Source organism: Bacillus cereus (assembly GCF_002577405.1).
GTDB lineage: Bacteria > Bacillota > Bacilli > Bacillales > Bacillaceae_G > Bacillus_A > Bacillus_A cereus_AU.
This window is the reverse complement of sequence record NZ_NULR01000008.1, coordinates 77,401-97,965: the sequence shown is the minus strand read 5'-3', so window position 1 is coordinate 97,965 and position 20,565 is coordinate 77,401. Positions and strand designations below refer to the sequence as shown.

The following is a 20,565-nucleotide window of genomic DNA, read 5'->3' as shown; positions in this document are numbered from 1 at the left end:
TACTAGTGGAACACGGTAAATTAGTTGAATTTCTAGGTTTAACGTTCGATTTGTCATCAGTTATGATGGTTACTGTAGCGGCAGTTATTGTTTTCTTAATCGCTGTTATAGGAACTCGCAGTTTAGCCCTTCGCCCAACCGGGATGCAAAACTTCATGGAATGGGTGTTTGATTTCGTGAAAGGGATTATCAATAGTACGATGGACTGGAAAACAGGTGGACGTTTCTTAACGCTTGGCGTTACGCTTATCATGTTTATCATCGTATCGAACTTCCTTGGTTTACCATTCATGTATTCAACAGTTGAGGCTGGCGAACATATTGCATGGTGGAGATCACCAACGTCTGATCCAGCAGTTACATTAACATTAGCCGTGATGGTAGTTACCCTCACCCATTATTATGGAATTAAGATGAAGGGTACGAAAGAATACATTAAAGGTTATTTCCAACCGATGAAATTCTTATTCCCATTAAAGGTTATTGAGGAGTTTGCTAACACATTAACGTTAGGTCTTCGTTTATTCGGTAACATTTATGCAGGTGAGATTTTATTAGGATTACTTGCTAAGTTAGGCGGGGCATCAGTTCTTGGAGCATTAGGTGCACTTGTACCGATGTTAGCATGGATGGGATTCAGTGTATTCGTTGGATCAATCCAGTCATTTATTTTCGTAATGTTAACGATGGTTTATATGGCCCATAAAGTAAGCCATGACCATTAATATAATTTAAGTAAGAAAAAATTTATTTTTTTATAATACAAAGGAGGACAAATTAAATGAGTTTAGGTGTAATCGCAGCTGCAATTGCAATTGGTTTATCAGCATTAGGTGCAGGTATTGGTAACGGTCTTATCGTATCACGTACAATCGAAGGTGTTGCTCGTCAACCAGAATTAAAAGGCGCACTTCAAACAATTATGTTCATCGGGGTTGCTTTAGTTGAGGCACTTCCAATCATCGGTGTAGTTATTGCTTTCATCGTAATGAACAAATAAGGGAGACTCCCCTTACATAGATGGCGAAGAGTGTTTTTTGAACTTTCTTCGCCATTGCTTTATGAACGAAACGTATGTCTTTTTTTTTCATATGATCAATTTAGATATTTTGAAGGGAGTGAATCCTTGTGCCAACTTTATTATTAGGGGCTTCCATTCCATTTGGAACGATTGCTTACACATTGTTCATTTTCTTACTTCTATTAGTAATGCTACGCAAATTTGCGTGGGGTCCTTTAATGGGAATTATGAAAGAACGTGAAGAGCATGTTACTAATGAAATCGATGCTGCAGAAAGAAGTAACGCTGAAGCGAAGAAATTAGTAGAAGAACAACGTGAGATGTTAAAACAATCGCGTGTTGAAGCACAAGAGTTAATCGAAAGAGCGAAAAAACAAGCTGTAGATCAAAAAGATGTTATTGTTGCTGCTGCGAAAGAAGAAGCAGAGTCAATTAAAGCATCTGCTGTACAAGAAATTCAACGCGAAAAAGAGCAAGCAATTGCTGCTTTACAAGAACAAGTTGCTTCTTTATCTGTTCAAATTGCTTCTAAAGTAATTGAAAAAGAATTAAAAGAAGAAGATCAAGTGAAGTTAATTCGCGATTATATTAAAGAAGTAGGAGAAGCGCGATGAGCAATGGGATTGTAGCAAAACGTTATGCTGTCGCTCTTTTTAAAATTGCAAAAGAAAAACACGTATTAGAAATGTTTGAAGAGGAATTACGCCTTGTACAAAACGTTTATGTAAAGAACGGAGAACTACATAGCTTTTTAACGCAACCGAACATTTCAAAAGAGCAGAAGAAAACGTTTCTTGCAAACGTATTCGGATCTGTTTCTGAATCAATTTTAAATACGTTATATATTTTAATTGATAACAAGCGCATTGATATCTTACCTGAAATTGCAGATGAGTATGTTGTTCTTGCTAATGAAGAACGTAACGTAGCGGATGCAACTGTATATTCTATTCGTCTTCTATCTGAAGAAGAGAAGCTTAACATTGCAGAAGCATTTGCAAAGAGAACGGGAAGAGATGCAATTCGCGTGAAAAATGTTGTAGATGAAGATTTACTAGGCGGCATTAAAGTACGTATTGGAAATCGCATTTATGACGGAAGTTTACAAGGCAAATTAGCACGTATTCAACGTGAATTAATGAAGAATAGATAGGGGTGAAGCACATGAGCATCAGAGCTGAGGAAATTAGCGCACTGATAAAGCAACAAATCGAGAACTATCAGTCTGAAATCGAAGTTAGTGATGTTGGTACAGTTATCCAAGTTGGTGACGGTATCGCGCGTGCTCATGGTCTTGATAACGTTATGGCTGGTGAACTTGTAGAGTTCTCTAATGGCGTTATGGGACTAGCACAAAACTTAGAAGAAAACAACGTAGGTATTATTATTTTAGGACCTTACACAGAAATCCGTGAAGGTGACGAAGTTCGTCGTACTGGTCGCATCATGCAAGTACCAGTAGGAAAAGAACTAATCGGCCGTGTTGTAAACCCATTAGGTCAACCAGTTGATGGTTTAGGCCCAATCAATACAACAAACACTCGTCCAATCGAAAGTCCAGCACCAGGTGTAATGGATCGTAAATCTGTTCATGAGCCACTTCAAACAGGTATTAAAGCAATCGATGCTCTTGTACCAATTGGCCGTGGTCAACGTGAGTTAATCATCGGTGACCGTCAAACAGGTAAAACAGCAGTTGCACTTGATACAATCATTAACCAAAAAGATGAAGATATGATTTGTATCTATGTAGCTATCGGACAAAAAGAATCAACTGTACGTAACGTAGTAGAAACACTACGTAAGCACGGTGCATTAGAGTACACAATCGTTGTAACTGCATCTGCTTCTCAACCAGCTCCATTATTATACTTAGCTCCTTACGCTGGTGTAACAATGGGTGAAGAGTTCATGTACAATGGTAAACACGTATTAGTAGTATATGATGACTTATCAAAACAAGCAGCGGCTTACCGTGAGCTTTCATTACTATTACGTCGTCCTCCAGGTCGTGAAGCTTATCCAGGGGATGTATTCTACTTACATTCTCGCTTATTAGAGCGTGCAGCAAAATTAAGTGATGCAAGAGGCGGCGGTTCTTTAACTGCACTACCTTTCATCGAAACACAAGCAGGGGACGTATCAGCTTACATCCCAACAAACGTAATTTCTATTACGGATGGACAGATCTTCTTACAATCTGACTTATTCTTCTCTGGCGTACGTCCAGCGATCGATGCGGGTACTTCAGTATCTCGTGTTGGTGGATCTGCTCAGATTAAAGCGATGAGTAAAGTATCAGGTACACTTCGTCTTGACCTTGCATCTTACCGTGAGTTAGAAGCGTTCGCTCAGTTCGGTTCTGACCTTGATAAAGCAACACAAGCGAAATTAAACCGTGGTGCTCGTACTGTTGAAGTACTAAAACAAGGATTACACAAACCGTTACGTGTAGAGAAACAAGTTATCATTCTTTACGCTTTAACACGTGGATTCCTAGATGATATCCCAGTAGTAGATATCACTCGTTTCGAAGAAGAATTCCATGCTTGGTTAGATTCAAATGCGACTGACTTATTAGAAGAAATCCGCACAACTAAGAAACTTGCGGATGACGATAAATTTGCAGCGGCAATTAATGGATTTAAAAAAGTATTCGTAGCTTCTGAGTAATAAATAAAAGCGGAAGCGGTTCGTACAAGCCGCCGAAGCTAGATAATATATAAAGGCATCTCGGGTTCTGAGATTGCTAAAGGTCATGTAAAGGAAAAGAGTAGGTGCACCTATTCTTTTCCTTCAATCATGAGCAAGAATATCTTGCAACGTAGATTAGGAAGAGGATTCTTACTAATCGTGCCAACTTCCGGAAAAAAGGTGGTGAAAACCTGTGGCATCTTTACGCGATATAAAAGCGAAGATTACCTCGACAAAGAAAACGAGTCAAATTACGAAAGCGATGGAGATGGTATCTGCATCTAAGTTAAACCGTGCAGAGCAAAATGCTAAATCTTTCGTTCCGTATATGGAAAAGATTCAAGAAGTAGTAGCGAGCATTGCGCAAGGAAGCAAAGGGATTAATCATCCAATGTTAAATGCGCGTCCTGTAAAGCGTACAGGATACATCGTTATTACATCGGATCGCGGACTAGCAGGTGGTTATAACAGTAACGTATTACGTACAGTTAGTAACGTAATTCGTGAACGTCATAATATGGATTCAAACCAATATTCTATTATTGTGCTTGGACGACTAGGACGTGATTATTTAAAACGTCGCGGCTTTAACATCATTGATGAAGTAGTTGGACTATCTGACCACCCATCATTTACTGATATTAAAGATCTTGCTTCTCGAGCAATTGCGATGTTTGCAGATGGTGCTTATGATGAGCTGTACATTTACTACAACCATTACGTAAGTAAAATTTCACAAGAAGTAACGGAAAATAAAATTTTACCGCTTACTGATGTGGCGTCTGACAAACCGACGACATCTTATGAATTCGAACCTTCTGAAGAAGAAATTTTAAAAGTATTATTGCCACAATACGCAGAAAGCTTAGTGTACGGTGCATTACTAGACGGTAAAGCAAGTGAGCACGCAGCGCGTATGACAGCAATGAAGAGTGCTACAGACAACGCAATGGAAGTTATCGATTCACTTACACTTTCATTCAACCGTGCGCGTCAAGCAGCGATTACGCAAGAAATTACGGAAATCGTTGGTGGAGCAGCAGCGTTAGAATAGTATTAAAAAGCGGAAGCGGTTCGTTCAGAATGAGAGGGGGATGGAGCTTTTGACGTAGAGGCGATTTGTGCCTCGTAGGAAAAAGCGAAGCCACCGAACATTCTAACCGCTGGAGCTAGATTCAATAAAAAGCGGAAGCGGCTCTGTCAAAAGAGTCGCGTAAGCTAAACTAATAAAAAAAATTAAAAGCCGACTTCTTTTAGAAAGTTGGCTAATTAAAAGAAAGCTAGGAGGGAACCCGATGAATAAAGGGCGCGTTACGCAAATCATGGGTCCGGTTGTAGACGTTAAGTTTGATGGCGGAAAGCTACCAGAAATCTACAACGCCCTTACGGTAAAACAAAGCAACGAAAACGGAGCAAGCATTAACTTAACATTTGAAGTTGCACTTCATTTAGGTGATGACACAGTTCGTACAGTTGCAATGTCTTCCACAGATGGACTTGTTCGTGGCACAGAAGTAGAAGATACTGGTAAAGCAATCTCTGTACCAGTTGGTGATGCAACACTTGGTCGTGTATTCAACGTATTAGGTGATGCAATTGACTTAGATGGTGATGTTCCTGCGGATGTACGTCGTGATCCAATTCACCGTCAAGCACCTGCATTTGAAGAATTATCTACTAAAGTAGAAATTCTTGAAACTGGTATTAAAGTAGTAGACTTACTTGCTCCTTACATTAAGGGTGGTAAGATCGGTCTATTCGGTGGTGCCGGTGTAGGTAAAACAGTATTAATTCAGGAATTAATTAACAACATCGCACAAGAGCACGGTGGTATCTCTGTATTCGCTGGTGTAGGTGAGCGTACTCGTGAGGGTAATGACTTATACCACGAAATGAGCGATTCTGGCGTAATTAAGAAAACTGCGATGGTATTCGGACAAATGAACGAGCCACCTGGAGCACGTCAACGTGTTGCATTAACAGGTTTAACAATGGCTGAACATTTCCGTGATGAGCAAGGACAAGACGTACTATTGTTCATCGATAACATCTTCCGTTTCACGCAAGCAGGTTCTGAAGTATCTGCCCTTCTTGGTCGTATGCCATCTGCGGTAGGTTACCAACCAACTCTTGCGACAGAAATGGGTCAATTACAAGAGCGTATTACATCTACAAATAAAGGGTCTATCACGTCTATCCAAGCGGTATATGTACCAGCCGATGACTATACTGATCCAGCACCAGCTACAACGTTCGCTCACTTAGATGCAACAACAAACTTAGAGCGTCGTTTAACACAAATGGGTATTTACCCAGCGGTAGATCCATTAGCATCTACATCTCGTGCGCTTTCTCCGGAAATCGTAGGAGAAGAGCATTATGAAGTAGCACGTCAAGTGCAACAAACTTTACAACGTTACAAAGAGCTTCAAGATATCATCGCTATCTTAGGTATGGATGAGTTATCTGAAGAAGATAAGTTAGTTGTACACCGTGCTCGTCGTATTCAATTCTTCTTATCTCAAAACTTCCACGTAGCTGAGCAGTTTACAGGTCAAAAAGGTTCTTACGTACCTGTAAAAAATACAGTTAGTGGCTTCAAAGAAATTCTAGAAGGAAAATATGATGACCTTCCAGAAGATGCATTCCGCTTAGTTGGTGGCATTGAAGAAGTTATTGAGAACGCGAAGAAAATGATGGCGTAAGGCCTTAGGAGGGACGAAGTATGAAGACATTTCCAGTCAGTATTGTAACTCCTGATGGACCGGTTTACGAAAAAGAAGTAGAAATGGTAAGTGTAAAAGCAGAGAGTGGGGAAATGGGGATCTTACCAGGTCACATTCCAACTGTTGCACCATTAAAAATTAGTGCAGTTCGTCTGAAAAACGGTGGACACACTGATTATGTAGCAGTAAGCGGTGGCTTTATCGAAGTTCGTCCAGATAAAGTAACTGTATTATCATCATCTGCTGAAGAAGCAAACCATATCGATATCCATCGTGCAAATGAAGCGAAGCGTCGCGCTGAGCAACGTATGCAAGATAAACAAGCTCACGTTGACTTTAGACGTGCAGAAATGGCATTACAACGTGCTGTGAACCGTTTAAACGTTTCCGATATGAAATAAAAAATCCGTAAAGGCTTTGCCTTTACGGATTTTTTTTGTATGGTTTATGGATAATTTTACAAAAATGGTATAATTGTATTGATGCTTGTATAAGTAGAGAATGTACAACAATTTATAAAGGGGATGAATAAATGATTGGTGAAATGAAACGAGAAGCGTTGCATTCTTTAAAGGGAAAATGGGGACTAGGTGTTGGATCAACGATTTTATATTTTATTTTAAGTTATGTTGTTGCACTGGCTGCAATGCTCATACTTTTAATTCCAGGAATTATTATTTTTTTCTTATTTGTTAGTGTCACTGGTTCAGTTGAAGAAGAAACGTTATCAATTGGGGCAGGTATTACATTTGGAATTCTTTATTGCATTATGATAATTTTGAGTAATGCATCATATGGTATTACATCATACGGTTATACAAATGTATTTTTACAGATTAGTAAACGAGAAAGAGCTAGGATAGATGACTTATTCGAAGGATTTCGTGGCTTTAAAAGAATGATGAAAACGATGTGGGCGATGCTTGCGATTCTATTATATACAGGTACATGGATTCCAATGTTGCTATTAGCCTTATTCGCATTTTTTGGTGAGGAAGGGAATACGTCGTTTGCAATTGCTTTCTTCGTACTATTAGCGATTTCAATTGTTGTCATGATTGTGATGTATTTTTCTTATGCGCTGACGTACTATGTGATGATTGAAAATCCAGAATATAGTGTGTCACAGGCAATGAAAGAAAGTAAGCATCTTATGAAGGGACATAAGTTAGATTTGTTTCTTTTATGGCTTAGTTTTATAGGATGGGTTATTTTAGCGATTTTGACACTTGGAATAGGTTTTCTTTGGCTTAGTCCGTATATGAGTACAACGACAGCACATTTTTATCGATACATTTCAAAAGACGAATTGCAGTAAGAACATGCTATACTAATAGAATTATTACGTATAGGAGGCTAAGTTAAGTATGATAGGTGATTTAAAAGGAGAAGCACTAGATTCATTAGAAGGGAAATGGGGATTAGCAGTCGGAGCTACACTACTCATTTCAATTCTTATCATGATTTTTAGTTTTAGTGTTGAGTTGGGAGTTTCTTCGATTTTTGGTTGGCGAGAAACAAGGGGCTCACTTTCAATAAATATTTTCACATTTTTTGTTACCGGGCCATTAACTTTAGGTGGGTATTATCTTGCTTTAAATATCATTCGTGAAAAACAAGCTAGTATCGGTAATGTGTTTGTTTGGTTTACAAAGGGAAAAAGATTTCTAAAATCACTTTTAGTATATGTATTAGTGAATCTTTATCTTTTTTTATGGACTTTACTTTTCATTATTCCAGGCATTATTAAATCGTTTTCTTATGCAATGACGTATTTTATTATAAACGATCATCCTGAATATTCATTGAATCAAGCCATTACAGAAAGCCGTCGTATGATGAAGGGGCATAAAATGGAGTATTTCCTTTTATGTTTAAGCTTTATTGGTTGGTTTATATTAAGTTGTATTACACTCGGGATTGGATTTCTATGGTTAATTCCATATTTCTATACAACAGCTGCAGCTTTTTACGAAGAGATTGCAGAAGAATATTATGAGAAAAAAATTCCAACAATATAAAGTGAAACTGTAATCAGTGGGGGTACACCTCCCACTGATTTGAACCACTCGGACTTTTACGTGATAAAAACACCCAGTGTGAACTATTTGTTCATACTGGGTGTTTTTTGTAGAAATCTTATAAATTGCTTACTTGTTAGAGGTTTACTGAAATAGTAACCTTGCATATATTTACAGTTGTTTTTTTGTAAAAACTTTAGCTGTTTTTCTGTTTCAATTCCTTCCGCAACGACTGAAAGATTTAAAGTATTTGCAAGAGAAAGAATGGTTGAAACGATGGCCCTTTCTTCAGGTCGATGATCGGCTAGTTGTGTAAATTCTCTTGGTACTTTTAATGTATCGATAGGGAAAATCGACAAATATGCAAGAGAAGAGTAGCCGGTACCAAAATCATCAATGGATATTTGAATACCATATTCTTTTAATTGTTTTAGCCTTAATAATGTTTCCTGTTCATTGATCATCGCAATTCTCTCGGTTAGCTCGAGTGTTACAGACTTAGGATTCACATTGACTTCTTGTAGTATTTGGGAAATGTTTTCGATTAATTGATCCTGCTGAAACTCTTTTGCTGATAAATTCACGCTCATTTTTAAATCTGTGTAGCCAAGCATTTGCCATAGTCTTAATTGGCAACACGATTCTTTTAGCACCCAATGTCCAAGCGGGATGACTTGAGGAGTCTCTTCTACAATGGGGATGAACTCACACGGCGGAATCTCGCCTAGTAGCGGGTGTTTCCAGCGTATTAATGCTTCAGCGCCAATAATTTTTCTCGTTGTAATATCAATTTGTGGTTGATACACGAGATAGAACTCTTTATTTACTAAAGCAAGTGGCAAATCTTTTTCGATTCGAGCTTTTCGCTCCATTTTTTTATATAGTTCTTTTGTGTAAAGAGAGCTACCGTTTTTCCCTCTATTTTTTGCTTCGTACATGGCCATATCAGCATGCTGTAAAATAGATAACGGATCTTCACCTGCTTCAGGATATATCGCAATTCCGATACTCGGTGAGATTTGTAAATGTTGATTTTCGATTTTGAATGGTTCGTTCATGGCTGCTATAATCATATCAGCTATTTTTTGTACATCTGGCTTTTTTGCATAATTTTCGATAAGGATTGTGAACTCATCCCCAGCTAGTCGAGCAAGTTTCATATTCTGTGTCGATATTTGTTCGAGCCTTTTTGCCACTGCAATTAATAGAAGATCCCCTACCCGGTGACCGAGTGTATCATTAATAACTTTAAAGCGGTCTAGATCGAGAAACATAACAGCAAAAGGCCTTTTTGATACTTTTGCTCGTGCAATCGCTTTTTCTAAATATTGATGAAATGCACGGCGATTTGCAAGCTCCGTTAAAGTATCATGATATGCTAGGAAATTAATTTGTTCTTGTTGTTGTTTGCTTTCCGTAATATCTTTAATCATTAAATAGACCCCAGAAATATGCGCCTTTAAAAAGATGGGAACAGCCGTAACATGCAAGTAGTAAATATCTCTGTTTTTGTGATATGCCCGTATTTCTAAAGAGATAGAATTCCCTTTTTTCACATGATGAAAAGTATTAATAATTTCTTCTAAATCTTCCTCGTATATGAGTGAGTAATAGGGCTGATTTAATAGTTCATTCGTTTGATAACCGAGTAACATAGTACCAGCGTTATTCACTTTGAGAAAATTACCGTACAAATCTAATGTGAAGATTGGATCTGGATGGTGCTCGTATAAAGATTTAAACATTTGTTGGTTATGATAGAGCTCATTTTTTTGTTCTACTAAATCTTCTGTACGTAGTTCAATTTGTTTCTCGAGTTCCGAGTTGAATTGCATTTGGGCTAGCAATAATATTTTATTTTGTTTTCGAACTAAACTATGGCGTATGAGAACGAAAGTGAAAGTTATCATAAGACCAATTACTACAATGGGTGCAAAAACATATTCAATTAATATAAAAACAATAAGCATTACTACAGAAATATAAGGCAATGATAATCGGATTGATTCACCAAATTTAGGCGTTAATAGTACTTGCTCTTGTTTTTCAGGCTCTTTTGTATGAAGAATACAGGCGACTGCTACTAGTACTAAGACGACTTGATAGAACGGAGTGATTGTGAACATAGAATACGCTGGTGTGAAGTATTTTATATAAGCATAAATAGCATCTGTAGTAGCATACAAAATTAAAGCGCTGGCAAGAAGTGCACCAACCTGTTTTGGTAATAAGGATAACGGTCTGAATAAAAGATTGATTCCTATTAAAAGAAAGAGCAAATCAGCCATTGGATAGGCAAGTTGAACAAACATGTCGATATAGGTTGTTGTAAAAACGTGAATGGTTCGCTCAATAAGCAAGTAGTAACTTAAAGTAAATTGGGCTGTAACGATAATGCAAATATCACATAGCATAAAAAGTTTTTCTAATAAATCTCGGTTGTAAATGATTTCGTATAGAAAGGCAAGCGCAAAGCTAATTAAAAAAAGTAAGTAAAAAAAGTCGGACGGATCAACGAACGTATAGTAGTCCTTTAAAATTAAACGTTGATAGGAAACGACTATATCACCGATGAAATAAGAAAGAGTTCCAACGGATAATATTAACCAAAATAAACGAGGTAATCCTTCTTTCATATTTGAAAAATAAAGTATATAGCTACAAGCGATAATATCAATTAATAGGGTACTCATTCCGATTAATATTTGAAAAGAAAATGAGTATTCATATAAAAAAGGCATTGTGACGTAATGAATCGCAATAGACAATAATAAAATGCTTATAAGAATACTTACATGTGTTTGTTTTTTCATTTATATCACCTACGGTATATACATATAAACTTCTCTTTTTATTTTTTACGATTTCAAAAAAATCACTTCTATGTTTATTTTGCACAGGTATAGCGAGTTGTAAAAATAGATTTTAATAAATCTTGTTTCTGCCCCCAACATATCGACATCGGAATTTGAAGTTTGTTATAATGATTAAAATAGTTGCATTATTTAGAAAAATTTAAAAATAATAATTACTGCAACTAGGACATATTGTTTACTATGTGAACTTGTTCTTAATTCAGGGGGGAGGGTTTCACAATGGCAAGTGTATATGAAAATAGTTATATGATCGTTTTGATTTTCTTGCTATTAGGTATATTGCTGCCGGTAGTGGCTCTTACATTAGGAAGAATGCTGCGCCCACACAAACCAAGTGCAGCGAAAGCGACGACGTATGAGAGTGGGATTGAGCCTTTTCATGATGCGAATATTCGGTTTCATGCTCGTTATTATATTTTCGCTTTATTGTTTGTCATCTTTGATGTAGAAACTTTATTTTTATATCCATGGGCTGTTGCATATGACAAGCTAGGTTTATTTGCATTAATTGAAATGCTCATCTTTGTTGTAATGTTGCTAGTTGGATTAGCGTATGCTTGGAAAAAGAAGGTGTTACAATGGTTATAAATTTTGAGGAATTACATCCAAATGAACGAGCGGAATTAGAACAAAATATCTTTTTTTCTACATTGGAACAGTTGAAAGGATGGGCGAGGAGCAATTCTTTATGGCCGATGACATTTGGACTGGCATGCTGTGCGATTGAAATGATGGGAGTAGGTTCATCACATTATGATTTAGATCGATTTGGGTCATTTTTTCGGACTTCACCAAGGCAATCAGATGTCATGATTGTATCGGGAACGGTAACGAAGAAGATGGCTCCTATTGTTCGGCGTTTATACGATCAAATGCCCGAACCGAAATGGGTTATTGCAATGGGGTCTTGTGCGACAGCCGGTGGTCCATATGTAAATTCATACGCTGTTGTGAAAGGTGTAGATCAGATTGTACCAGTTGATGTGTATATTCCTGGATGCCCACCAAATCCTGCAGCTTTAATTTATGGAATTAATAAGTTGAAAGAGAAAATTCGTTACGAGGCAAAGACAGGGAAGCAGGTGACGAATAAATGAGTGATCCAAATAAAGATTTAGAGGATCTGAAAAGAGAAGCGGCTAGACGTGCGAAAGAAGAAGCAAGAAAACGTCTTGTTGCGAAACATGATGCGGAAATAAGTAAATTTGAGGCAGAAAATCAAGAAAAAGAGAAAGCGCTACCAAAGAATGACGAACTGACTGTAGAAGAAGAAAAACGTCGTGCAGCAGCGGCCGCAAAAGCAAAAGCAGCGGCACTAGCGAAGCAAAAGCGAGAAGGAACAGAAGAAGTAACGGAAGAAGAAAAGGCCAAAGCGAAAGCGAAGGCAGCAGCGGCCGCAAAAGCAAAAGCGGCGGCACTAGCGAAGCAAAAGCGAGAAGGAACAGAAGGAGTAACGGAAGAAGAAAAGGCCAAAGCGAAGGCGAAGGCAGCAGCGGCCGCAAAAGCAAAAGCGGCGGCACTAGCGAAGCAAAAGCGAGAAGGGTCAGAAGAAGTAACGGAAGAGGAAAAGGCCAAAGCGAAAGCGAAGGCTGTGGCAGCCGCAAAAGCAAAAGCGGCAGCACTAGCGAAGCAAAAGCGAGAAGGAACAGAAGGAGTAACGGAAGAAGAAAAGGCTAAAGCGAAGGCGAAGGCAGCCGCAAAAGCAAAAGCAGCGGCACTAGCGAAGCAAAAGCGAGAAGGGTCAGAAGAAGTAACGGAAGAGGAAAAGGCCAAAGCGAAGGCGAAGGCAGTAGCGGCCGCAAAAGCAAAAGCGGCGGCACTAGCAAAACAGAAAGCCTCGCAAGATAATGGAGATTCGGGAGATGAAAAGGCAAAGGCGATTGCAGCAGCGAAGGCGAAAGCGGCAGCAGCGGCAAGGGCAAAGACAAAGGGTACTGAAGGTAAGGCAGAAGATGAACCGAAGCCGGAAGAAACATCTATTAATCAGCCGTATTTAAATCAGTATGTTGGGGTTATTAGGGAGAAGGTAGGAGAGAGTGCATTAGTAGATTCCTATATTAATAAACTTTCAAAAGATGTGCCAACTCTTGTGGTGAATACATCGAAATATTATGAAGTGATGGAGTCATTGCGATTCCATGAGGAACTTGCTTTTGATTATATGTCAGAGCTACATGCGACGGATTTTGTGACACATATGGAAGTGTATGTTCATTTATTTTCATATGGAAAGAAACAGTCAGTAGCGGTGAAAGTAAAGCTGGACCGAGAAGAGCCACAAGTAGAATCGGTGACAGCGCTTTGGAAGGGAGCGGACTGGCCGGAGCGAGAAGCGTATGATTTGCTCGGCATTGTATTTAAGGGGCATCCGAATTTATCACGTATTTTAATGCCTGATGATTGGGTAGGTTATCCGCTTAGGAAAGATTATGAACCGTATGATGTGGAGGTGTAGCTTATGATTCGTACGGAAGAGATGCTTTTGAATGTAGGGCCTCAGCATCCGAGTACACATGGTGTGTTCAGGCTTGTTATTAAGATTGACGGGGAAATTATTAAAGAAGCTACACCGGTTATTGGGTATTTGCATCGCGGGACTGAAAAGATTGCTGAGAGCTTACAGTATACGCAAATTATCCCTTATACAGATCGAATGGACTATTTATCAGCAATGACGAATAACTACGTCATTTGCCATGCTGTAGAGACGATGATGGGACTTGAAATTCCGGAGCGTGCCGAATACTTGCGGGTGCTTGCGATGGAGCTTGGAAGGATTGCAAGTCATCTCGTTTGGTGGGGGACAAATCTTCTTGATATAGGAGCAGTTAGCCCATTTTTGTACGCGTTTCGTGAACGAGAGATGATCATAAATTTATTAAATGAATTATGCGGTGCACGGCTTACTTTTAACTATATGAGGGTCGGCGGTGTGAAATGGGATGCGCCGGATGGCTGGATTGAAAAAGTGGAAGAGTTTATTCCTTATATGAGAGAGCAATTGGCAGGTTATCACGACCTCGTTAGCGGTAATGAAATTTTCTTAAATCGTGTAAAAGGCGTTGGCATATATAGCGCGGAAGAAGCGATTTCTTATTCTTTAAGCGGAGCGAATTTGCGGTGCACGGGAGTAAACTGGGATCTTCGCAAAGATGAGCCATATTCGATTTATGATCGCTTTGATTTCGATGTTCCTGTTGGGAGCGTTGGGGATGCTTGGGATCGCTACGTTTGCCGAATGGAAGAAATTGAGGAGTCGTTAAAAATTGTTGAGCAAGCAGTCCAACAGTTCCCAAAAGATGGAGCGGTACTTGCTAAAGTACCTAAAATTATTAAGGCTCCTAAAGGGGAGGCGTTCGTCCGTATAGAATCGCCGCGCGGAGAGATTGGTTGCTATATTGCTAGTGATGGAAAGAAAGAGCCGTACCGCTTGAAATTTCGCAGACCGTCTTTTTATAATTTGCAAATCTTACCGAAGTTATTGAAAGGTGAAAACATCGCCAATTTAATTACGATTTTAGGTGGGGTTGATATTGTACTTGGGGAGGTTGACGGCTAATGATTGAGACGCTCTTACAATCACCTTCAAGCTGGACGAATTTCTTCATTTTTTTCGGATTAGCGGTGCTTCTATTATTTGCAGTCCTTGGCTTCGTTACATACGGCATTTTGGCAGAGCGGAAAGTGATGGGATTTATGCAAGGACGGATTGGACCAAACCAAGTTGGGGGCCGGTTCGGTTTACTGCAAACAGTAGCTGATGTTTTGAAACTATTATTAAAAGAAGATAGTATTCCGAAGGCAGCAGATAAACCGTTGTTTATATTAGCACCTGTCATTGCATTCGCACCAGCATTTATGGTACTTGCGGTTATCCCGTTTACTGATAAATTTCAGTTTGCAGATATTGGCGTAGGCTTATTGTATTACATTGCTGTTTCTGGGATTACGACGATTGGTGTTGTGACTGGTGGATGGGCATCAAATAATAAGTATTCCCTTTTAGGAGGGATGCGTGCGGCGGCGCAAATGATTTCCTATGAAATTCCGCTCGTAATGAGTGTAATTGGCGTCGTTTTGTTAGCTGGTAGCCTAAATTTAAATGAAATTGTAGCAGCGCAGGAGAAGGTTTGGTACATTTTCGTACAGCCAATTGGTTTTGTCGTTTTCTTAATCGCAGCGGTTGCAGAGTTGAATAGGACACCGTTCGATTTACCAGAAGCGGAGTCGGAACTTGTTTCTGGATATCATACGGAATACTCAGGGTTTCGCTGGGCATTTTTCATGCTTTCAGAGTATGTATATTTCTTCGGGATGGCATCTTTAATTACAGTGCTCTTTTTAGGCGGATGGAATCCAGTTATGTTCCTTGGATTTATCCCGGGAGCTGTATGGTTTGCTTTGAAATTTAGCAGTGTAGTCTTCCTATTAATTTGGTTCCGCGTTACGTTTCCGCGCATAAGGGGCGATCAGTTAATGGAGTTTGGTTGGAAAGTACTATTACCAATCGCGCTTGCAAATATTTTCTTAACGGCATTGATTAAGGAGTTATTCTTCTAATCTATAAAGGGGGTGCCAGTAAGAGATGAAAGGACTATTTAAAGGTTTAAAATATACGCTTAGTAATTTAAGTAAGAAAAAGGTAACGTATGATTATCCAAATCAGCCGTTGCCATTGCCAGATCGCTTTCGGGGGATTCAAAAGTTTTATCCGGAAAAATGTATTGTTTGTAATCAATGCTCTAACATTTGTCCGACAGATTGCATTCAATTAACGGGAAAAAAACATCCTGACCCTACGAAAAAAGGAAAAATTATCGATACGTACGATATTAATTTTGAAATTTGTATTCTTTGCGATTTATGTACTGAAGTTTGCCCGACAGAGGCGATTGTTATGACAAATAACTTTGAACTCGCGGAATATTCACGTGATGATTTATTTAAAAATTTGCAGTGGCTTGACGAAAACGACGAAAACGTCAGGAAGGAGAATAAAGCATGAATGGCGAGTTTGTAGCATTCTTTATCCTATCCTTGTCTGCAATTATCGGCGGAATTCTTATGCTGAACTTAACAAAAGTCATGCATATGATGCTAGCTCTCGTTCTTACATTCCTCAGCATTGCAGGTTTATACTTTCTTTTATCAGCCGAATTTATCGGCGTTGCACAAATTTTACTTTACTCTGGTGCGATCACAATTATTATGATTTTTGGCATTATGTTAACGAAACATGACGCGGAAAATGAATCGCGTCTTACTCTTCGAAAATGGATTATCTTCTTTGCGGTTGTAGCATTTGGAGCAGTTATGTATTTCGCTGTTAATAGTATCGATTTTTCAAATCAAAGCACACAAGGAAGTTTACCTCTCCATGAAAACAACACACTTCAAATCGGTACACTTCTCTATTCAAAATATATTATTCCATTTGAGTTAACCTCGGTTATTTTACTTGTAGCACTTGTTGGCGCGATTATACTTGCGAAGAAGGATGAGAAAGAGGAGGATTCCAATGAGTAGCGTTCCAGCTTCTGCATATTTAACGCTTGCGATTATTTTGTTTTGTATCGGGCTATTTGGAGCTTTAACGAAGCGAAATACGGTAATCGTATTGGTTTGTATCGAATTAATGCTTAATGCCGCCAATTTAAACTTAGTGGCGTTTAGCAAATTAGGTTTGTTTCCGAATTTAACCGGGCAAATTTTCTCGTTGTTTACGATGGCTGTAGCAGCAGCGGAGGCGGCGGTAGGACTCGCTATTTTGATTGCTTTGTACCGTAATCGCACGACAGTTCATGTAGATGAAATGGATACGCTCAAAGGATAGCCATTGTGACCGAAAAGGGGGAAGGAAACAATGATCGATTATGCATGGCTCATACCGCTTTTCCCGCTTGTTTCGTTTTTGCTACTTATTACGTTCGGGAAGAAAATTAGAGAAGGAAGCAGCGTACTTAGTATTTTCTTCATCTTTCTCTCCTTTATATTAGCGGTACTTGTATTAATAGAAAGGTTTTCGACAGTACCAGTGAAGTATAAGTGGGTATGGCTTAGAGCTGGAGATATAGATATATCATTTGGCTTTGAGGTGACTGCATTAGGAGCTTTAATGTTGTTTATCGTTACACTTGTGAGTTTACTTGTACATGTATATTCGAAAGGTTATATGAAAGGTGATGAAAGATTACCAACCTTTTATGCGTATTTAGGGCTCTTTACATTTGCGATGCTAGGGCTCGTTATATCGACGAATTTATTACAACTCTATATATTTTGGGAGTTAGTTGGCCTCGGTTCATTTTTACTCATCGGTTTTTATTTCTATAAAGAAGAAGCGAAGGCTGCTGCGAAAAAGGCTTTTATTATGACACGTATTGGAGATGTCGGCTTATTTATTGGGATGATTTTAATTTTTTGGCACGCAGGTAGTTTTGAATATGACGCGATTTTTAAAGCGATTCATACGGGCGACCTCCCTCCTTCTATGATTACAATAACGGCGATATTAATTTTTGTCGGTGCGATGGGGAAATCAGGTCAGTTTCCGCTTCATACGTGGTTGCCCGATGCAATGGAAGGACCGACACCTGTTTCAGCGCTTATTCATGCGGCGACGATGGTTGCAGCAGGTGTATATTTAGTAGCCACGATGTTCCCGTTATTTTCAGCAAGTGCGGTGGCGATGCAGACAGTGGCAATCGTTGGAGCGTTCACTGCAATATTTGCGGCCTCTATCGGCCTTGTACAAACGGATATAAAGAGGGTGCTTGCTTATTCTACAGTTAGCCAGCTTGGGTATATGATGCTCGCATTAGGCTCTGCTGGTTATGTAGCTGGTATCTTTCATTTAACGACACACGCCTTTTTTAAAGCGTTACTATTCTTGGCGGCAGGAAGTGTAATTCATGCCGTGCACACGCAAAACATTAATAAAATGGGCGGTTTACAGAAGAAGATGAAAGTAACTGCTGCGCTATTTTTAATAGGTACACTTGCAATTAGTGGTGTTCCTCTTCTCTCTGGTTTCTTTAGTAAAGATGAAATTTTAGCGGCGACGTGGATGAATGGCAATTACGTTTTATTCACTTTAGCAGTAATTGCGGCATTTTTAACAGCATTTTACATGTTCCGCCTATACTTTCTTGTCTTTACTGGAGAAGCGAAGACGAAGGAAGACGTGCATGAATCGCCCCGCACAATGACGTATCCGATGATTGTCCTCGGCGTTCTCGCGGTAGTAGCAGGATATATAAATACACCATGGTTTGGGACATTTCTCGGAGATTGGCTTACGAAAGATGTAGGGTTCAAGGTGGAAGAAGCTCATGGACCAGTTTGGATTATGATTGTTGCGACACTCGTTTCATTTGCGGGAATTGCCCTTGCATATTTCATATATGGAAAGAAAACTATCGCAAGGAACTGGGCTGGAGGAGAAGGATCCTTCCTTCATAATCTCCTGAAAGAAAAATATTATGTGGATGAACTATACAATGTTACGGTGCTTCCTATTACGAAGGGAATCGCTCATGTGCTTCGCTTGTTTGAAATATATGTTGTAGAAGGAATTGCAGTTTTAATTGGAAGTTTGGTTAAAGGTGCGAGTAGTATAGGATCGAAACTTCAAAACGGGAATGTACAAGTATATGGCACTGTAACAGCAGTTTCACTCGCAGTACTCGTCATTATTTTGCTATATACGGGAGGGGATTTACGATGAATGATTTGTTGTTAACGTTCTTCATTTTTTCCCCGCTTTTAGGAATTCTCTTACTTATATTAACGCCGAAAAAAGAATTGCGTACAGTGCGAGCGCTCGGTTTATTCGGGACGGCGCTTCCATTTGGAATCGCTATTGTCCTCGCTTGTACATATGCTTCTGGAAAGAGTTTATCGCTATTTGATGAAAAAGTGACATGGATTAAATTTGGGGATTTTGCAGCGGTGGATAAAAGATGGTTTTCCATTTACTATGAGCTTGGTATTGATGGCCTATCGCTTGTCATGATGGTGCTGACGGCCCTTCTAGCGATGCTTGCAGCGATTGCGGCCTTTTCTATTCAAAGAAATTTGAAAGCATTTTATATGCTATTACTCATGCTAGAGATAGGGATGCTCGGTGTCTTCGCTGCTCAAAATTTAATGTTGTTCTTTATCTTCTTTGAAATTACGTTGCCGCCAATGTTCTTATTAATTGGGAAGTGGGGGAAACTGTCGAGCGAGAAAGCTGCATATAGTTATTTAATATATAACGGTATTGGCTCAGCTATTTTACTTATCGTTTTCTCGATTTTGTTTGCGAAAACAGGTACTACAAATATTTTAGAACTGAAAGAGATCTTAACAAATGTGGGTAGCGGAGGAGCGACCATTCCGAGTAGTTTGCAGTTCGGTTTATTTCTTTCTATAATGATTGCTTTTGCGATTAAATTACCTGTCTTCCCATTGCATCGCTGGATGGTCAATGTGCATATTGAAGCGCATCCTGCGGTAGTTATGCTTCATGCGGGCGTTTTGCTAAAGATTGGAGCGTACGGTATGATTCGCTTCGGGAAGGGGTTATTTCCGGAATACTTTAGCGAGTTCGCAACGCTAATCGCGATTTTAGGAGTAATTAATTTATTGTACGGTGCCTTTTTAGCGCTCATCCAAACGGACTTTAGGAAGGTGCTTGCTTACTCTAGTATTTCGCACATGGGAATTGTTTTAATGGGGCTTGCAGCACTTAATGCACCAGGTACACAAGGAGCGCTATTCCAAGTTGTGTCGCACGGTTTAATTGCAGCCTTGCTTTTCTTTTTACTTGGCGTTATAGAACAGCGCTTTGGAACGTCGGATATTACAGCGCTTGGTGGACTCGCAAAAAGTGTCCCAGTACTTAGCGGTTTCTTCTTAGCAGGAGGAATGGCATCACTTGGACTGCCGGGGATGTCTGGATTTGTTAGCGAGTTCCTTGCCTTTCTCGGTTTATTTCAAGAGGAGCCAGTCATTGCTGCAGTTGGTGTGCTTGGTATCATTTTAACCGCTGTATACGTATTAAGAGCGACACTTCAAGTGACATTTGGGAAGAAAGAGTGGGAAGCGAAATCTGATATACACGGATGGGAGTATGTCCCCGTCCTATTGCTTATCTTCTGTATTATTACAATTGGAGTAATGCCAGAAATACTAGGGGATCCGCTTCGAAATACACTGGAAACATTGGGGGTGAAGTAGGATGG

21 protein-coding genes are annotated in these 20,565 nt (G+C 39.3%); 20 read left to right on the top strand and 1 reads right to left on the bottom strand.

All coding sequences use genetic code 11. The features are described from left to right. The first annotated feature begins 5 nt into the window (after positions 1-5). The 10 genes from atpB to COC96_RS11820 all read left to right on the top strand — a co-directional run bounded on the left by atpB (position 6) and on the right by COC96_RS11820 (position 8,462). Positions 6-725 (top strand): F0F1 ATP synthase subunit A, encoded by a 720-nt coding sequence (gene atpB, locus COC96_RS11865; RefSeq protein ID WP_088231980.1) that lies wholly within the window; start codon positions 6-8, stop codon positions 723-725. 56 nt (positions 726-781) lie between these two features. Further along, complete coding sequence (gene atpE, locus COC96_RS11860; protein WP_000052064.1) at positions 782-1,000, top strand: F0F1 ATP synthase subunit C; 219 nt, start codon at positions 782-784, stop codon at positions 998-1,000. Positions 1,001-1,128: 128 nt separating this feature from the next. Then, positions 1,129-1,635 (top strand): F0F1 ATP synthase subunit B, encoded by a 507-nt coding sequence (gene atpF / locus COC96_RS11855; protein ID WP_001142625.1) that lies wholly within the window; start codon positions 1,129-1,131, stop codon positions 1,633-1,635. Beyond that, positions 1,632-2,174: a F0F1 ATP synthase subunit delta gene (atpH, locus tag COC96_RS11850; protein ID WP_097902981.1), complete on the top strand. Its 543-nt coding sequence runs from the start codon at positions 1,632-1,634 to the stop codon at positions 2,172-2,174. Before atpF ends, atpH begins: the two co-directional genes overlap by 4 nt. An 11-nt stretch (positions 2,175-2,185) precedes the next feature. Continuing rightward, positions 2,186-3,694, top strand: coding sequence for a F0F1 ATP synthase subunit alpha (gene atpA, locus COC96_RS11845; RefSeq protein WP_000027521.1), 1,509 nt, complete (start codon positions 2,186-2,188; stop codon positions 3,692-3,694). Between the two features lie 214 nt (positions 3,695-3,908). Then, positions 3,909-4,769 carry a F0F1 ATP synthase subunit gamma gene (atpG, locus tag COC96_RS11840; RefSeq protein ID WP_088231983.1) on the top strand — a complete coding sequence of 287 codons (861 nt, stop codon included), beginning with the start codon at positions 3,909-3,911 and terminating at the stop codon, positions 4,767-4,769. A 241-nt stretch (positions 4,770-5,010) separates the two neighbouring features. Then, positions 5,011-6,420 carry a F0F1 ATP synthase subunit beta gene (atpD, locus tag COC96_RS11835; RefSeq protein ID WP_001032589.1) on the top strand — a complete coding sequence of 470 codons (1,410 nt, stop codon included), beginning with the start codon at positions 5,011-5,013 and terminating at the stop codon, positions 6,418-6,420. A 20-nt stretch (positions 6,421-6,440) separates the two neighbouring features. Continuing rightward, a complete protein-coding gene (gene atpC / locus COC96_RS11830; RefSeq protein WP_000847215.1) occupies positions 6,441-6,842 on the top strand; it encodes a F0F1 ATP synthase subunit epsilon in 402 nt (133 codons plus the stop codon). A 131-nt stretch (positions 6,843-6,973) separates the two neighbouring features. Then, complete coding sequence (locus COC96_RS11825) at positions 6,974-7,759, top strand: DUF975 family protein (RefSeq protein WP_098268219.1); 786 nt, start codon at positions 6,974-6,976, stop codon at positions 7,757-7,759. A gap of 49 nt (positions 7,760-7,808) precedes the next feature. Further along, the gene (locus COC96_RS11820) at positions 7,809-8,462 is read left to right on the top strand and encodes a DUF975 family protein (RefSeq protein WP_098768865.1); all 654 of its coding nucleotides are present in this window, start codon (positions 7,809-7,811) and stop codon (positions 8,460-8,462) included. 83 nt (positions 8,463-8,545) lie between these two features. Here COC96_RS11820 and COC96_RS11815 read toward each other — a convergent pair whose 3' ends face one another. Further along, positions 8,546-11,275, bottom strand: a complete 2,730-nt coding sequence (locus tag COC96_RS11815) for a putative bifunctional diguanylate cyclase/phosphodiesterase (protein ID WP_098768864.1) — start codon at positions 11,273-11,275, stop codon at positions 8,546-8,548. Between the two features lie 282 nt (positions 11,276-11,557). Here COC96_RS11815 and nuoA point away from each other — a divergent pair, with 282 nt between their 5' ends. The 10 genes from nuoA to COC96_RS11765 are packed head-to-tail and all read left to right on the top strand — an operon-like array spanning position 11,558 to position 20,560. After that, positions 11,558-11,926, top strand: a complete 369-nt coding sequence (gene nuoA, locus COC96_RS11810) for an NADH-quinone oxidoreductase subunit NuoA (RefSeq protein ID WP_097902978.1) — start codon at positions 11,558-11,560, stop codon at positions 11,924-11,926. Then, positions 11,917-12,435: an NADH-quinone oxidoreductase subunit NuoB gene (gene nuoB / locus COC96_RS11805; RefSeq protein ID WP_071711210.1), complete on the top strand. Its 519-nt coding sequence runs from the start codon at positions 11,917-11,919 to the stop codon at positions 12,433-12,435. The genes nuoA and nuoB overlap by 10 nt, the downstream gene beginning before the upstream one ends. Further along, positions 12,432-13,793, top strand: a complete 1,362-nt coding sequence (locus COC96_RS11800; RefSeq protein ID WP_098768863.1) for an NADH-quinone oxidoreductase subunit C — start codon at positions 12,432-12,434, stop codon at positions 13,791-13,793. Before nuoB ends, COC96_RS11800 begins: the two co-directional genes overlap by 4 nt. A 3-nt stretch (positions 13,794-13,796) precedes the next feature. Beyond that, a complete protein-coding gene (nuoD, locus tag COC96_RS11795; protein WP_098269760.1) occupies positions 13,797-14,897 on the top strand; it encodes an NADH-quinone oxidoreductase subunit NuoD in 1,101 nt (366 codons plus the stop codon). Beyond that, entirely contained in the window at positions 14,897-15,898 is a 1,002-nt protein-coding gene (gene nuoH / locus COC96_RS11790; protein ID WP_000573436.1) for an NADH-quinone oxidoreductase subunit NuoH, read from the top strand. Before nuoD ends, nuoH begins: the two co-directional genes overlap by 1 nt. Positions 15,899-15,923: 25 nt before the next feature. Then, positions 15,924-16,343: an NADH-quinone oxidoreductase subunit NuoI gene (nuoI, locus tag COC96_RS11785; RefSeq protein ID WP_000677191.1), complete on the top strand. Its 420-nt coding sequence runs from the start codon at positions 15,924-15,926 to the stop codon at positions 16,341-16,343. Then, positions 16,340-16,864: an NADH-quinone oxidoreductase subunit J gene (locus COC96_RS11780; RefSeq protein WP_098269762.1), complete on the top strand. Its 525-nt coding sequence runs from the start codon at positions 16,340-16,342 to the stop codon at positions 16,862-16,864. Before nuoI ends, COC96_RS11780 begins: the two co-directional genes overlap by 4 nt. Next, positions 16,857-17,171, top strand: coding sequence for an NADH-quinone oxidoreductase subunit NuoK (gene nuoK, locus COC96_RS11775; RefSeq protein ID WP_000100078.1), 315 nt, complete (start codon positions 16,857-16,859; stop codon positions 17,169-17,171). Before COC96_RS11780 ends, nuoK begins: the two co-directional genes overlap by 8 nt. Before the next feature lie 30 nt (positions 17,172-17,201). Further along, complete coding sequence (gene nuoL, locus COC96_RS11770; protein ID WP_098768862.1) at positions 17,202-19,064, top strand: NADH-quinone oxidoreductase subunit L; 1,863 nt, start codon at positions 17,202-17,204, stop codon at positions 19,062-19,064. Continuing rightward, positions 19,061-20,560: an NADH-quinone oxidoreductase subunit M gene (locus COC96_RS11765; RefSeq protein ID WP_098768861.1), complete on the top strand. Its 1,500-nt coding sequence runs from the start codon at positions 19,061-19,063 to the stop codon at positions 20,558-20,560. Before nuoL ends, COC96_RS11765 begins: the two co-directional genes overlap by 4 nt. Positions 20,561-20,565 lie beyond the last annotated feature (5 nt).